Raw genomic sequence first — 13,931 nt, forward strand, 5'->3', positions numbered from 1 at the left:
ATTGCGTCTTCCGTTACGTCACCCTTTATACTCCAATCAAAGGAGGTACACAAATGATGTATTCCACTCAGGAAATCGCCAAACTGACCGGCGTCACAAAACGAACACTCTATCATTATGAGACGATCGGTCTCCTCGTGCCAAAGCGCACCAATGCTGGTCACCGAAGTTACAGCAGAGAGGATCTTTTACGTTTACAACAAATCCTGCTCTACCGCTCTCTTGATTTCCCACTGTCAGAAATCCAAAGATTACTCACGCAATCTGATTCCAATCATCATACGACACTGAAAAAGCAGATTGCACTCCTTCAAGAAAAAGCTTCGCGTTATCAAATGCTTGCTCGACTCGCTGAACAGACATTACTCACCTTAAAAGGAGGACTCCCGATGAAAGACGAACAATTATTCCGCGGTTTGCGTCATGAAGAGATCGTTACGCATGAAAAACAACATGCAGATGAAGTCCAACAACACTACGGTGACACTGACGCCTATCGAATCAGTGCAAAAAGACAACGACAACGTACTCCAAATGAGAAAGAACAACTGAGCAGCATGCATAAGCAACTCGATCAGCGCTTGACGACCCTTTACCGCGACGGGCATGCGGCGACGGACCCAGACGTTCAACAAGTCGTCAAAGAACAACATGATTTCATCGATACGTACTATTACCCATGCGCATTATCTCTCTTTGCCTCACTCGGTCAGATGTATGTGTCTGACGAACGGTTCCGCGCCTATTACGATGCGTATGCCCCCGGACTATCGACGTTCTATTCGGAAGCTATTTCACACTATACGCGAACATCACACTAACGCGGCTTCCGCCTGATAAACGGTTTTTCCAGCTTGGACCGTCTCGACCAAACGGTTATTCAAGATGGCTTCCCCACGCAAGCGATAGAAGTCTTCTTCAAAGATGACGAAGTCGGCATCATAGCCTGGTAAAAGCAATCCTTTTCGACCGTGTGTTTCCGTCGCGAGATGTGGATTCTTCGTAAAGAGCAACAAGGCATCAAACATCGATAACGTCTCGTTCGTTTTATTGACACGCCCTGCCGTTCCCTCGGTTGCTGCATAAAGCGACCGTCGGACATCGGGGTCAGAGATCGGCGCATCTGCTCCGCCGCACAATAATGCGCCGGTCTCAGCTAACGAACGTAAACGGTAACTCCAGTCTAAGCGGTTCAATCCGAGTCGATCGACGATGAAGTCGGCGTCATCCAGTAAAAAGACTGGTTGAACGTCAATCAAGACCGGTAACTTCCGAATTCGCGCAAGCGTTTCTGGTCGGACGACCGTCGCATGAATGATGCGATCGCGTTTCCCTTTTGGTGCCGGATACTTCTCGAGCACCTGTACGAACCGCTCGATCGCTAAATCACCGATGACATGTGCCGCGACTGTGAATCCATAACTACGTGCGCGTTTGACGAGTTGTTCGAGTTGTTCTGGCGTATGCACTTCGATACCACGTGTCGTCGGATCATCGGAATAACCACGACCGAGAAGAGCGGTTCGTCCTCCGAGCGCGCCGTCGACGAACAGTTTCATCGCACCGATTGACATCGTTGACGGTAAAGTAGGTTGTTGTTGCACGAACTCATCGATGACAAGATGATGCACGAGCAGATGCGTATGGAAGCCTGTCTCTTGCGTCACTTCCTTATAAGCTTGCAAGATGTCCGCGACATCCCCGTGATACGACAAGTCTTCTGTGTGTGCCGCAATGATGCCATATTGGTATAAGTTCTTAATGGCTGACCGAAGGGACGCTTTATTCCGCTCCAAGTTTCCAGCTTGTAACGCATATAAAGGTTCAAGCGCCGCATCGTACAAGAATCCGTCAGCTTCTCCATTATCCGATAAACCGACCTTCCCACCTTCGATGACAGTCGACGCTTTATATCCGAGCTGTTGGAACAAGACATCGTTGACAAGTGCTGTATGCCGGTCTGTTCGTTTCAACAAGGCAGGTGCATCAGGGAACAACTGATTGAGCCATGCTTTCGTCGGTGCACGATCAAGCTTCGTTTCGTCATAGCCTTCTGCCACATGGATCCCATTGACTGGTTCAGCCTTGAGAAAAGCTTGTCCTAACGCTTCAAGCGTCGTATAACGCGAGGCATCGACACGATTGATCGCTTCCCCGTAACCGATCAGATGAATATGCGCATCCGTAAAGGCTGGATATACAGCTTTTCCGTTCAAGTCGTGAATCTGATCAATACGTCTACCGAAACGGCGGCGTAGCTTTCCTTCTTCCCCCATCGCGATGATCCGCGTCTTCTCGACGAACATCGCTGAATGGACATCCTCTTCGTGTGCCATCGTTCGAATTAATCCGTTTACGTATAGTGTTCCCATTCCACTCACTCCTCTTTTTACAAAAATAGGGTGACCATGACGGTCACCCTGAATTGTCGATCCTGATTTAAACGTGCAATGTTTCTTCTGGTGCACACGACCGTTTAATACGTTCGATCGCGGCCGGATCGTATTCATTTAGGACACGTTCCGCTAAGACAATCGTTCGTTCATAGTCTCCCGCTAAGAACTTCGTTTCCGCGATCGTCAGCGACATATGTATCTCGTTGTCGTGGCGACGGTACCGGTTCGCATACTGGACGAGCCGTTCGGCATACGTGACTTCGAACACTAATGTATCTAACCGTTCTTGCACATGTTTAAACGTTTCTTGGACGTCTTGACTTTGTGCGACGATCGATCGAACGTTAAACGGTAACTCCTCTAACCGTGTCTCAAGCGTCTGCAGTGAACGATTCGCATTTCGGAGCGCTTCTTCCACCTCAGCCGGTAAATTCGGTAATCCGAGTCGTTTCAGACGGAGACGTGTCTGCGACAGCTGATGACGCCATTCGACGATTCGTTCGCGAACTTCCGTCTCTTCTTTTCGAAGTGCTTGGAGTTCGATCGTAAAGCGTTCGTACTGAATCATCAACTGTTCTTCGAGGCGAATCGCATCGCGCATCTGATCTTCGAGCATACTGAACGGGATGATTTTTCCGGCAATCGACTCATCGAGATCTTTTGCTGCTTCAAACAGTAGCTCTTCGTCACGCTGGATTGTCTCATAGTGAATCCCTAAATCTGCTGAGATTTCATATTTTTCACGTAGGATGCTGAACTCTTGTGCCAATTGATGAATCCGTTCACGCATCCGTAGCGCTTTTTGTTTCAAGAATTGGTTTTCTTTTTTCACTTGATGACGCGCATCGACCTCACGACGGAACGTATCATACATTTGATCCACATCGGCCGATAACTGTTGAATCGCCTCTTCCAAACCGTCGACTTCTAGCATTTCGATTTTTTCAGAAAGGCTCAGACGTTGTTCCTCGAACCGTTTGATCTCGGATTGGAGACCGAGTGGTTCAAGTGGATACCCATCTAATGACATTTCCTTATAGCCCGCTCCGAGCTGATCAATCCGTTGACGCAATTCATGAGCGAGAATCTTCCATTGTTTCGGTACGAGTTCGACGAGTTGACGCGTCGTTGCTACTTCTTGCTCGAGTAACAAACTTGTTTCATACGCCTTCGTCACTTCACCTGAAGCTTCGTACTGACACATCTCATTCCAGTGCGCGTCGATTTTTTCACTTCGTTCTTCGAGACGCGCAAGCGCCGGACCGAATGAGTTCGCTTGAATCAATAATGATTTCCGAACTTGCCCTGAATCGGCTTCCCCTTGCGCTTTCAGTTCGGCTAGAACCGATTGATTCGTTTTGAACGTCGACATCTCGACGAGCATCTCATCGATCAACCCTTCGAGTTCTGCAATCAATTGTTCCGTTACTTCGAGGTCATTCTTGACGGCGATGAACCGATATTTATCGAGCGCTTCCTCCGCCCGGTAAAGTGTCTCATCGATTTGGGCGACGTGGACCGTTAATAACTCTTCCCACGCTTGATGCCAGGAGCTGAACTTCGTCTCCGTCTCACCCGCCATCGGTAGTTGCTTTAAGTCCTGCAACTCCTTTGGAATCGATGCACTGACGATGCCTTGTTTGCGCATATCAAGTTCATCGATTTTCGTGTAGTATTTTTTTCGACTGATCATGCTAAACAGCATGACGAGTAATACGATGACGATGACTCCGATCACCCATGCCCACATTTGTCACGACCTCCACTCTGTCCTACGACTTTAGATTTTCTCTAAATCGCAATAATCTTATCCTTATAATAGTATAGCGCAACCGTTTTGCATAGATTTACAAAGGCTTTTCCTGATTTCTTCCGCTGTTTTGAATCCTTTTTCCAAAAATCAATTGTTTGTCAGCTACGCGAAAACTCGTTAAACTAAGAAAAATACACTTTTCACGGGAGGAATTTTTATTATGTTCGAAACAAAGACATATGAAGGTGACCGGACGAAACAATACGACATGCTATCAAAACAACTCGATGCGCTATTAATGGGAGAAGACAATCAAGTCGCGAACTTATCGAATGCGAGCGCGTTGCTCAACCAGTTCCTCGACCGTATCAACTGGGTCGGCTTCTATTTGACGGATACGGAGCAAAACCAACTCGTCCTCGGGCCGTTCCAAGGACTTCCAGCATGCGTCCGTATTCCATTTGGTCGTGGTGTCTGCGGAACGTCCGCAGCAGAACAGACGACACAACGAATCGAAGATGTGCATCAGTTCCCAGGTCACATCGCATGTGACGCGGCTTCGAATTCAGAAATCGTCATTCCACTCGTCAAAGACGGACAAACGATCGGTGTCCTCGATATCGACAGCCCAGAATTCAACCGTTTTGACGAAGTCGATCAAGCTGGTCTAGAAGCATTCTGTACGACACTGCTTCGCCATCTGTAATTCTGATTGACAGTCGATTGTCCACACCGTATACTTGTAAAAGTGCAGAAATGATAACGATAGCGGTCAAATCGCTTACGTATCACATTTCATGACTCGGTGAATAACCGGAGGGGCATCGTGTAACTTTGCTATCAAGCGAGGGTGCCACATCATGAAATGGGCGTAATGTGGGTTTGATGGCGTTATTATTTTTATGCAAATAATAACGAACAATAAGGAGGAGTCTTATTATGGCTCGCTATACAGGTCCAGCTTGGAAACTCTCACGTCGTCTCGGTATCTCACTTACTGAAACAGGAAAAGAAATCGCAAAACGCCCTTACGCACCAGGTCAACACGGTAACAGCCGTCGTAAAGTATCTGAGTACGGTCTTCAACTTCAAGCGAAGCAAACACTTCGTCACATGTACGGAGTAAACGAACGCCAATTCAACCGTATCTTCAACGATGCTGGCAAAATGCCTGGTATCCACGGTGAGAACTTCATGTTCTTACTCGAAGCACGTCTTGATAACGTCGTTTACCGTATGGGTATGGCTCGTACACGTCGTGCTGCTCGTCAGCTCGTCAACCACGGTCACATCCAAGTTGATGGACAACGCGTTGATATCCCATCATTCCGCGTGAAACCAGGTCAAACGATCTCAGTTCGCGAAAAATCGAAGAACTTTGTCGTTATCAAAGAAGCACTCGAAGTTGCTCCAGCAACTAAAGACTTCGTTACTTTCGATGCTGAGAAGCTCGAAGGAACGTTCGTCCGTCTTCCTGAGCGTTCTGAATTGAACGATCAAATCCAAGAACAACTCGTCGTCGAGTACTACTCACGTTAATCGATTGTTCCAGCACTCACTTCGGTGGGTGCTTTTTTTATGCCTATGACTAAAATGTATACCTGGTCTTAAAAAAAGAGTGACGTCATTCATCCGTTTGTGTTAACCTTTAAATATACATAGTTAACACAAACAGAAAAGAGGACTTCATTCATGAAAACAAGAGATTTAACATTCATCGCCCTTGGTGCTGCCATCATCGCAGCCGTCAGTTCTTTGCCACAGATTCAACTTGTCGGTGCTGTTCCAATCACGCTCCAGATGCTCGCGATCATGACGGTCAGCGCGATTCTCGGTGGAAAACGTGGTGGACTCGCTGTCTTGATTTTCTTATTACTGGCAGCAGCTGGTCTACCGGTGCTTGGCGGAAAAGGCGGACTAGCCCCATTCGTCGGACCAACCGTTGGTTATTTGATTGCCTTTCCGATTGCTGGATTCTTCATCGGACTTGTTGCTGAAAAAACGCGTCGCTTCGTTCCCCTCTTCATCGGGATGATCGTCTTCGGACTTGGTTTAGTCTACTTGCTTGGAACATTCGGTTTAATGGCTGTACTCGATCTATCGTTCAAAGATGCCTTTGCGATCAACTATCCTTTTGTCTTATGGGATACGATCAAAGCCGTCATCGCCACAACAATCGCCGTTCGCTTGTTGCCACTCCGTTTATTCCGGACAGCTTAAAAAAACGCTCTCTGCATCTAAGTGCAGGGAGCGTTTCGTATATCATCAAGCATGCTCGACGACGAAGTATTTTTTCTTTCCGCGACGTACGATCGTAAAGCGACCGATTGCATCAGCTTCCGTGATTTCTTTCGTTAAATCTTGCTCGCGTTCTCCGTTCAGGTAGATCGCACCGTTCGTAACGTCTTCACGTGCTTGACGTTTTGACGGACTGATCTTCGCCTCAACGAGAACGTCGACGAGGTTTGTCGCTTCACCGAGTGTAAAGCGTGGCATTCCTTTGAACGCATCTTCGATATCTTCGACTTGCAACGATTTAATGTCTCCACTAAAGAGTGCCGTCGTAATACGTTGCGCTTGTGTCAGCCCTTCTTCACCATGGACGAGAACTGTCATCTCTTCTGCGAGACGACGTTGCGCGACACGCTTCTCTGGTGCTGCCTTGACTTCTTCTGCGAGCGCGTCGAGTTCTTCGTGCGTTAAGAACGTGAAGTATTTCAAGAACTTGATGACGTCAAGATCGTCAACGTTGAACCAGAATTGGTAGAACTCGTACGGTGACGTTTTGTCAGCGTCTAACCAAACCGCACCACCTGCTGTCTTACCGAATTTTTGACCGTCTGCTTTTGTAACAAGCGGTACCGTCAATCCGAATGCTTTTTCTTCATGACCCGCACGACGAATCAATTCCATCCCTGCTGTGATGTTCCCCCACTGGTCACTACCTCCGACTTGAAGGCGGCATCCTTTGTCTTCGTAGAGTTTCAAGAAGTCAAACGATTGAAGTAACATGTATGAGAACTCAGTGAATGAGATCCCGTTTTGAAGTCGTGAGTCAACAGAGTCTTTCGCAAGCATGTAGCTGACCGGAAAGTGTTTTCCAATATCGCGTAAGAAATCGATGATCGTCAAATCTTTCGTCCAGTCCAGGTTATTGGCGATCGTGACCGGGTTTTCTCCTTCAAGTGGTAAGAAACGTGACAACTGGTCCTTAATCCGATTCGCGAACTCTTCGACGATATCCGATGTATTCAACGAACGTTCTGTTGCGCGACCACTCGGGTCTCCGATCATTCCCGTTGCTCCACCAACGAGACCTACGACATGGTGTCCTGCTTGTTGGAATCGTTTTAAGACTAAGATCGGCAACAGGTGTCCGATGTGAAGTGAATCCGCTGTTGGATCAAATCCTGTGTAAAGTGTCGTTGGTGTCTCGAGTAATGTCTTCAATCCTTCTTCATCCGTCATCTGGTTAATTAAACCGCGAAATTCTAAATCCTCTAATAACGTCATTGTGTCTCCTCCTAAAGTTCACTTTTAACAATAAAAAACCGTCCCTTCGTCTAAGACGAAGGGACGGAAGATTCCGTGGTACCACCCTGATTGCCCTTTTAAAAAGGACCACTTGGTTCGTCGATAACGGGACGGACCGCTTGATTTCTCAAGAAACTCCTGGAAGCGTAATTCATAAGTTCACTGTGTCCTAGTTCGCAGCACCACTAGGTCTCTGTCACAGGGAGTGACTTACTACTGTATTCCGATCACTGTTTAACGTATCATATGAAAATAAGATGGTTTCATGATACGTCGAAGGCGAATCCGCTGTCAAGCCAAAATTAAGCAATGGATTTATGGTATAATACGTCTATCTGTGATTTAATATTAATTTACACCTAAGTTTAAGATGCAAAGGAGATCATTTATGCGCGAGAACTGGTCCAAGTTTTGGAATCACCCCCGGACGAAAGCCGTTCGGCACTGGTCGAATATCACATACGATGTTTCATGGAACATCATTTTATTCCTCATCATAGCAGTGTTGCTCATTGGAAGCTTTTCTGTCGGAGCTGCCGGCGGATACTTCGCTTCCCTTGTCAAAGGTACGAAAGCCCCTCCATTGACGGAAATGAAACAACAAGTCAATAGCTATGCAGTAACGAGTCAGATTTATTGGGGAAGCGGCGAGAAATTGACGAACGTCTCTACTGATGAAGAACGTCAGCCTGTCGACATTAAAAATATCTCTCCGTATTTATTAGATGCCGTCTTATCAACTGAAGATACTGATTTTTATCAGCATGATGGTGTTGTCCCAAAAGCAACATTGCGTGCAGTCTTGCAAGAGCTGACAAACTCCGCGTCACGGACTGGCGGAAGTACGTTGACTCAACAATTAATTAAAAACCAAATTTTGACGAATGAAGTCTCGTTCGAACGCAAAGCAAAGGAAATCATCTTAGCGCTACGCCTCGAGAATGCGATGTCAAAAGACGAAATTCTTCAAGCTTATTTGAATGTCGTCTCATTTGGTCGAAATTCACTCGGACGTAACATTGCTGGAATTGAAGCGGCTTCTCAAGGTGTCTTTAATAAATCAGCGAAAAAGCTGACATTACCACAAGCAGCCTTCCTCGCCGGCATTCCGAAAAACCCTTATTATTACACACCGTACCTTCAAGGTGGCGTCGTCAAGAAAGATTTGACACCAAGTATCAATCGGATGAAAACCGTCTTGAAGCGGATGTATGTCGCAAAAAACATCACAAAAGAACAATACGAAAAAGCGATCAAGTACGATATTACGAAAGACTTTGCGAAACAATCGAAACGTTCACGTGACACATATCCGTATGTCTACGACTTAGCAGAGCGTGAAGCAACGAAAATCATGACGAAGTACTTGATGAAACAAGATGGAATTAAAGAAGATGAAGTCAAACCGTCTGAACTAGCAGAAGTTCGAGCAAACTACCAGGATCAAGCACTGGTTGCTCTCCGTCAAGGTGGGTACAAAGTTCACTTGACGCTGGATAAGAAAATTCATGAATCCATGCAACAACCTGCGAAGAACAATGGAAACTTCCCTGGCAGCATGCAGTACAAACAAGTCGTGGATCCAAAAACGAAAAAAACCGTTTCGAAACAAGATCCCGAAGAGACAGCAGCGGTCATGGTTCAAAACGAAACAGGTCGTATCCTTGGATTCGTCGGCGGGCGCTATATGGATGGGAAAGCGGATGACTTCAACCGGGCATTCCAAGCCAAACGTCAAATCGGATCGACAGCAAAACCAATTCTCGTATATTCAAATGGTATCGAGAACGGTTTAATTACTCCGGGATCGACCGTCAATGACGAAGAGTATTACTACCAGACCGTACCACGTCAACCAGGTGATCGCCCAATCAAGAACGAAGGCGGTCGTTATCGTGGGAACGTGACGGTTCGCACCGCACTTGAACTCTCATTAAATGTACCTGCTGTTAAGATTTACGAGAAGATGAACATGTCGAACTCGATTCAAAAACTCGTCGATATGGGCGTAGAAGTACCGGATGCGATTCGTTATGCTCCTTCGGCTGCACTCGGAACGATGGAGATCACACCAGTCGAACTTGCTGGTGCTTACGCAACACTCGCGAACTATGGTGAATTCGTACAACCATACGTCATTTCGAAAATCACGAAAGACGGAAAAAACATTTATAAAGCAAAACCAAAGAAAAAACGAATTTACGAACCACGAACGGCTTACTTGACGCTTGATATGATGCGCGGTGTCTTCACAAAAGGTACGGCAACATTTGCAAAAGACCGATTGAATGTTCCGGGAGACTGGGCAGGTAAAACCGGTACGACCAATGATGTCAAAGACTCTTACCTCGTTGGTTCGACACCTGGTGTGACCCTTGCCGTCTGGACAGGGCATGACCAAAACAACTCACTTATCGGTCCGACGACGTATTATCAACGCACACAGACGCTGTGGTCACAAATGGCGAACGCAGCATATGGTGCTAACAACAGCTATTTCAAATCAGGTGCTCGCTTCACACAACCATCTTCTGTAACAGCAAATGACTTTAAGAACAGTGGTCGTTTCAAAGAAGAAGATAAAAAGAAAAAAGCCGAAGAGGCGAAGAAAAAAGCGGAAGCTGAGAAAAAGAAAGAAGAAGCAGCTAAGCGAGTAGAAGAAGAAGCAAGCAGAGCGGAAGAACAGAAACAAGAAGCTCAACAAAACGAACAACAAGCTGAAGCAGATGCGAAGAAAAAAGCAGAGGAAGACGCAAAACGTGCTGCCGATGCAAAAGCGAAAGCCGAGGCAGAAGCTAAGAAGAAAGCGGAAGCTGACGCTAAGAAACAACAAGAACAACAGAAAAAGCAAGATGAAAAGAAAGACGATGCTTCTGAAAACTAATAAAAAGAAGTTGGAACACAACTAACTGATTTTATAGGAAAAGACCCTCGATACGACTACTCGTTTCGAGGGTCTTTCGTTTATTAAACTGGATTATATTACAACCTCATTTTGAAAGTTTTAATTTAGAGTGACTTAGAGAAGGTTGATACTTTTACTTTAGATACTGGTTTACCTTTATACGTCGCCCAGGATTCTATTTTTACAGAATATTCTAGTCTGGAAGCGTTTGTCCATTTGAAATAAGTTTTGTGCATAATTAAACTATCTTTTTTAAACTTAGAATACGTCATTTTTCCATAGGTACCAACTAAAGCCATTGCAGTTCCACCTGATGTCACAGCCTTTAATGCCGTTCCAACATAAGGCATGTTTTTTATACTATTAACTTGAGTAACAAGATTTCCTCCTCCAGCTACTAAGCCACCGTACAAGATTAATTTATTGTTGTCTTTATTAATCTTATTTACTTTTTGGATCGCCACGCTAAATTGCTTGTATTTAGTTTGAGATTTTGGAGCATACATTTTGTAATACATAGCATGTAATCCCGAATCTTTTGTAGGTAGAGTTGAACTCCCTGAATCAGCACTTGCAAAGCTTGGTGCGCCTAAAGATACAGTTAGAACGGTGGAAAGAATTAAACCAGATTTTAAAGTCTTGATTTTAACCAAACAAACCATCTCCCTACTCTTTTATTGGAAAAATAATTCAGTAAAATTATAACATAAAAGAACTCTTTTAACTTTCTATCATCTATTTTTAAAAATTTTGTAATAAAAAATCCCCCTTACTTGAGGGGGATAAAATTTCCATAATAGAACTTTTTGAACTTACTAATCTCTGCATTTTACTGGAACTATTTTTAAGTTTAATCTTCCATCGTCGAGAGATCCCCTGTTTCGAGATTTAACTCCCATGCTTTTAGAACACGGCGCATGATTTTACCACTTCGTGTCTTCGGCAATTTATCCCGGAAATCGATTTCTCTCGGTGCCGCATGAGCAGCAAGCCCTTCTTTGACGAATGCTTGGATTTCTTGCTTTAGCTCATCTGTCGGCTCGTAACCATCACGCAAGGCAATGAACGCCTTGATGATTTCACCGCGGACTGGATCTGGTTTCCCGATGACCCCAGCTTCTGCGACAGCTGGATGCTCGACGAGACGACTTTCGACTTCAAACGGACCAACCCGTTCTCCAGCCGTCATGATGACGTCATCGACACGCCCTTGGAACCAGAAATAACCTTCGTCATCCATGTAGGCAGAATCTCCTGAAACGTACCATCCTTTAAAGAAATACGATTCATATTTCTGTGGATTGTTCCAAATTTGACGCATCATCGATGGCCATGGTGTTTTTAAAGCAAGGTTACCCATCCGGAATGGCGGTAACTCATTTCCTTGATCATCAATGATCGCAGCCTGAGTTCCTGGAATCGGTTTCCCCATCGATCCCGGTTTGATGTCCATCGACTTGTAGTTACAAATCATCATCGCGCCTGTCTCCGTCATCCACCATGTATCGTGAATCCGTTGATCGAACGCTTCTTTGCCCCAACGAATGACTTCTGGGTTCAACGGTTCGCCGACAGACAACACATGACGAAGACTTGAGAGATCATGATGATTCGCAACATCCGCGCCAGCTCCCATTAACATCCGGAAAGCGGTCGGTGCGCTATACCAAACTGTTACCTTGTACTTCTCGATGACACTGTACCAGAAATCCGGATTGAAGCGTCCACCGACGACGATATTCGTTGCCCCGTTCAAGAACGGAGCGAAGATACCGTAACTTGTTCCTGTGACCCACCCCGGGTCAGCCGTACACCAGTAGATATCATCTTCTTGGAGATCAAGTACCCAGCGACCTGTCATTAAGTGCTGAATCATCGCATTTTGAACGTGGAGCACACCTTTCGGCTTTCCTGTCGATCCTGAAGTGTAGTGCAGGATCAATCCGTCTTCACGATCTAGCCAGACCGGTTCGAATACATCGGATGCTTGCTCGAACGCTTTGCGGAAATCGAGTAATGTGTCCGATTCTTCGACATCTTCGTCGACAAGTACTACCTTTTCAAGTGATTCCAGTTCCCCAACTGGAACACGTGGGAGCAGTGCCTTCGTCGTCACGAGTAACTTCGCTTCAGAATCAAGCAGGCGATCACGGACCGCTTGTTCCATGAATGCTTCAAATAACGGACCGACGATTGCGCCTACTTTCAGTGCGCCAAGCAAGACAAAATACAATTCCGGTGAACGTGGCATGAAGATGAAAATCCGGTCACCCGTTTTGACCCCTGCATCGACTAATACGTTTGCCGCTTTATTCGTCAATCGTTTCATATCTGCATATGTGAATCGTTGTTCCGTCGTTCCATCGAAATAGATCAGCGCATCCTTGTTCGCTCGCTCGCCTTCTGCGTGGCGGTCGATTGCTTCATGAGCCATGTTGACTTTCCCCGTTGTCGCCCATGAAAAGTACTGCTCAGCATCTTTCCAGTCGTACGTGTTCGTTTCATCATACTCTGCTAACCAATGCTTCCCCGGAAGCGCTTTCAAAACTTTCATGTCTCGTTCCTCCCCTTCTATGTTTTCCTCTTTATTATAAGCTAGTTATCCGTCAGTTCAATCTATTTGCCGTCAATTTGTTAAAAAATCCCTCTCTTTGCTCAAGCGCTTTCGTCTATAATGAATAGGAAGGTGGTGACGCTTACATGTTTGAAAAACAATTCAATCATCGGACGCATGAAACATCACTCGGTCCCGTTGACATCGAAGGTCCCGTACCGAGTCAAACACTAGCAACGTATACACTCGATTCAGGGTTGACGGCTTTTCGTCCACCCGCTGAACAACATCAAGCACTCGTTGAGATCGCAGACCTTGAGGAAGGACGGATCATCGTCGCTCGTCAAGGAACGGAAATCATCGGTTATGTGACTTACTTATACCCTGACCCTTACGAAACGTGGAGCGAAGGAAACAATCCGTACATCTTGGAACTCGGAGCGATCGAAGTCTCCTCTCGGTTCCGCGGACAACAGATCGGTAAAAAATTGCTTGAAATCTCTATGCTCGATCCTGCTATGGAACACTATTTGATTTTAACGACTGAATATTATTGGCATTGGGACCTAAAAGGGAGCGGACTATCGGTCTGGGATTACCGAAAGATCATGGAGAAGATGATGAACCATGGTGGTCTTGTCTTCTTCCCGACCGACGATCCGGAAATCGCCTCCCATCCTGCCAACTGCCTGATGGCACGTATCGGAAAACACGTCTCACCTGAAGTCGTCGCTCATTTTGATGCGCTACGCTTGAGAAGACGCTTCATGTATGACTGAGCTCGAGGAG

General features: G+C 45.9%; 11 protein-coding genes and 1 other annotated feature. Of the genes, 6 read left to right on the forward strand and 5 right to left on the reverse strand.

The genetic code is table 11. The features are described 5' to 3' along the window. The first annotated feature begins 53 nt into the window (after positions 1–53). Positions 54–821, forward strand: coding sequence for a MerR family transcriptional regulator (locus N179_RS14975; protein ID WP_083639956.1), 768 nt, complete (start codon positions 54–56; stop codon positions 819–821). On the opposite strand, the gene N179_RS14980 is transcribed toward N179_RS14975, so the two are convergent. Both N179_RS14980 and ezrA read right to left on the reverse strand, forming a co-directional pair. Further along, the gene (locus N179_RS14980; RefSeq protein WP_023469056.1) at positions 813–2,372 is read right to left on the reverse strand and encodes an amidohydrolase; all 1,560 of its coding nucleotides are present in this window, start codon (positions 2,370–2,372) and stop codon (positions 813–815) included. The two genes, N179_RS14975 and N179_RS14980, sit on opposite strands and share 9 nt — an antisense overlap. 67 nt (positions 2,373–2,439) lie before the next feature. After that, positions 2,440–4,146: a septation ring formation regulator EzrA gene (ezrA, locus tag N179_RS14985; RefSeq protein ID WP_058713900.1), complete on the reverse strand. Its 1,707-nt coding sequence runs from the start codon at positions 4,144–4,146 to the stop codon at positions 2,440–2,442. Positions 4,147–4,369: 223 nt separating this feature from the next. On the opposite strand from ezrA, the gene N179_RS14990 reads away from it, so the two are divergent. From N179_RS14990 to N179_RS15000, 3 genes are all read left to right on the forward strand, one after another. After that, positions 4,370–4,855: a GAF domain-containing protein gene (locus N179_RS14990; protein WP_023469058.1), complete on the forward strand. Its 486-nt coding sequence runs from the start codon at positions 4,370–4,372 to the stop codon at positions 4,853–4,855. Between the two features lie 233 nt (positions 4,856–5,088). Next, positions 5,089–5,688 (forward strand): 30S ribosomal protein S4, encoded by a 600-nt coding sequence (gene rpsD / locus N179_RS14995; RefSeq protein WP_023469059.1) that lies wholly within the window; start codon positions 5,089–5,091, stop codon positions 5,686–5,688. 153 nt (positions 5,689–5,841) lie between these two features. Continuing rightward, on the forward strand, positions 5,842–6,369 hold the full coding sequence (locus N179_RS15000; RefSeq protein WP_023469060.1) for a biotin transporter BioY: 528 nt from the start codon (positions 5,842–5,844) through the stop codon (positions 6,367–6,369). A 45-nt stretch (positions 6,370–6,414) separates the two neighbouring features. Here the strand turns inward: N179_RS15000 and tyrS are convergent, their stop codons facing one another. After that, the gene (gene tyrS, locus N179_RS15005) at positions 6,415–7,662 is read right to left on the reverse strand and encodes a tyrosine--tRNA ligase (RefSeq protein WP_029342350.1); all 1,248 of its coding nucleotides are present in this window, start codon (positions 7,660–7,662) and stop codon (positions 6,415–6,417) included. Between the two features lie 56 nt (positions 7,663–7,718). Then, positions 7,719–7,923: a binding site (T-box leader), on the reverse strand. A 148-nt stretch (positions 7,924–8,071) separates the two neighbouring features. Between tyrS and N179_RS15010 the strand changes: the two genes are divergently transcribed. Next, positions 8,072–10,567, forward strand: a complete 2,496-nt coding sequence (locus N179_RS15010) for a transglycosylase domain-containing protein (RefSeq protein WP_075643123.1) — start codon at positions 8,072–8,074, stop codon at positions 10,565–10,567. A 125-nt stretch (positions 10,568–10,692) separates the two neighbouring features. Here N179_RS15010 and N179_RS15015 read toward each other — a convergent pair whose 3' ends face one another. Continuing rightward, positions 10,693–11,241, reverse strand: coding sequence for a hypothetical protein (locus N179_RS15015; RefSeq protein WP_143404495.1), 549 nt, complete (start codon positions 11,239–11,241; stop codon positions 10,693–10,695). A gap of 197 nt (positions 11,242–11,438) precedes the next feature. Continuing rightward, entirely contained in the window at positions 11,439–13,142 is a 1,704-nt protein-coding gene (gene acsA / locus N179_RS15020; protein ID WP_075643124.1) for an acetate--CoA ligase, read from the reverse strand. A 146-nt stretch (positions 13,143–13,288) separates the two neighbouring features. Between acsA and N179_RS15025 the strand changes: the two genes are divergently transcribed. Further along, on the forward strand, positions 13,289–13,921 hold the full coding sequence (locus N179_RS15025) for a GNAT family N-acetyltransferase (RefSeq protein ID WP_023469064.1): 633 nt from the start codon (positions 13,289–13,291) through the stop codon (positions 13,919–13,921). Positions 13,922–13,931: the final 10 nt, after the last annotated feature.

The sequence above is a fragment of the Exiguobacterium indicum HHS 31 genome (genome assembly GCF_001939065.1).
GTDB classification, from domain to species: Bacteria; Bacillota; Bacilli; order Exiguobacteriales; family Exiguobacteriaceae; genus Exiguobacterium_A; species Exiguobacterium_A indicum.

Bases quoted from the DNA above. Each gene is read 5' to 3' on its own strand.
- N179_RS14975 (WP_083639956.1), top strand. From the start codon at position 54: ATGATGTATTCCACTCAGGAAATCGCCAAACTGACCGGCGTCACAAAA.
- N179_RS14980 (WP_023469056.1), bottom strand. From the start codon at position 2,372: ATGGGAACACTATACGTAAACGGATTAATTCGAACGATGGCACACGAA.
- ezrA (WP_058713900.1), bottom strand. From the start codon at position 4,146: ATGTGGGCATGGGTGATCGGAGTCATCGTCATCGTATTACTCGTCATG.
- N179_RS14990 (WP_023469058.1), top strand. From the start codon at position 4,370: ATGTTCGAAACAAAGACATATGAAGGTGACCGGACGAAACAATACGAC.
- rpsD (WP_023469059.1), top strand. From the start codon at position 5,089: ATGGCTCGCTATACAGGTCCAGCTTGGAAACTCTCACGTCGTCTCGGT.
- N179_RS15000 (WP_023469060.1), top strand. From the start codon at position 5,842: ATGAAAACAAGAGATTTAACATTCATCGCCCTTGGTGCTGCCATCATC.
- tyrS (WP_029342350.1), bottom strand. From the start codon at position 7,662: ATGACGTTATTAGAGGATTTAGAATTTCGCGGTTTAATTAACCAGATG.
- N179_RS15010 (WP_075643123.1), top strand. From the start codon at position 8,072: ATGCGCGAGAACTGGTCCAAGTTTTGGAATCACCCCCGGACGAAAGCC.
- acsA (WP_075643124.1), bottom strand. From the start codon at position 13,142: ATGAAAGTTTTGAAAGCGCTTCCGGGGAAGCATTGGTTAGCAGAGTAT.
- N179_RS15025 (WP_023469064.1), top strand. From the start codon at position 13,289: ATGTTTGAAAAACAATTCAATCATCGGACGCATGAAACATCACTCGGT.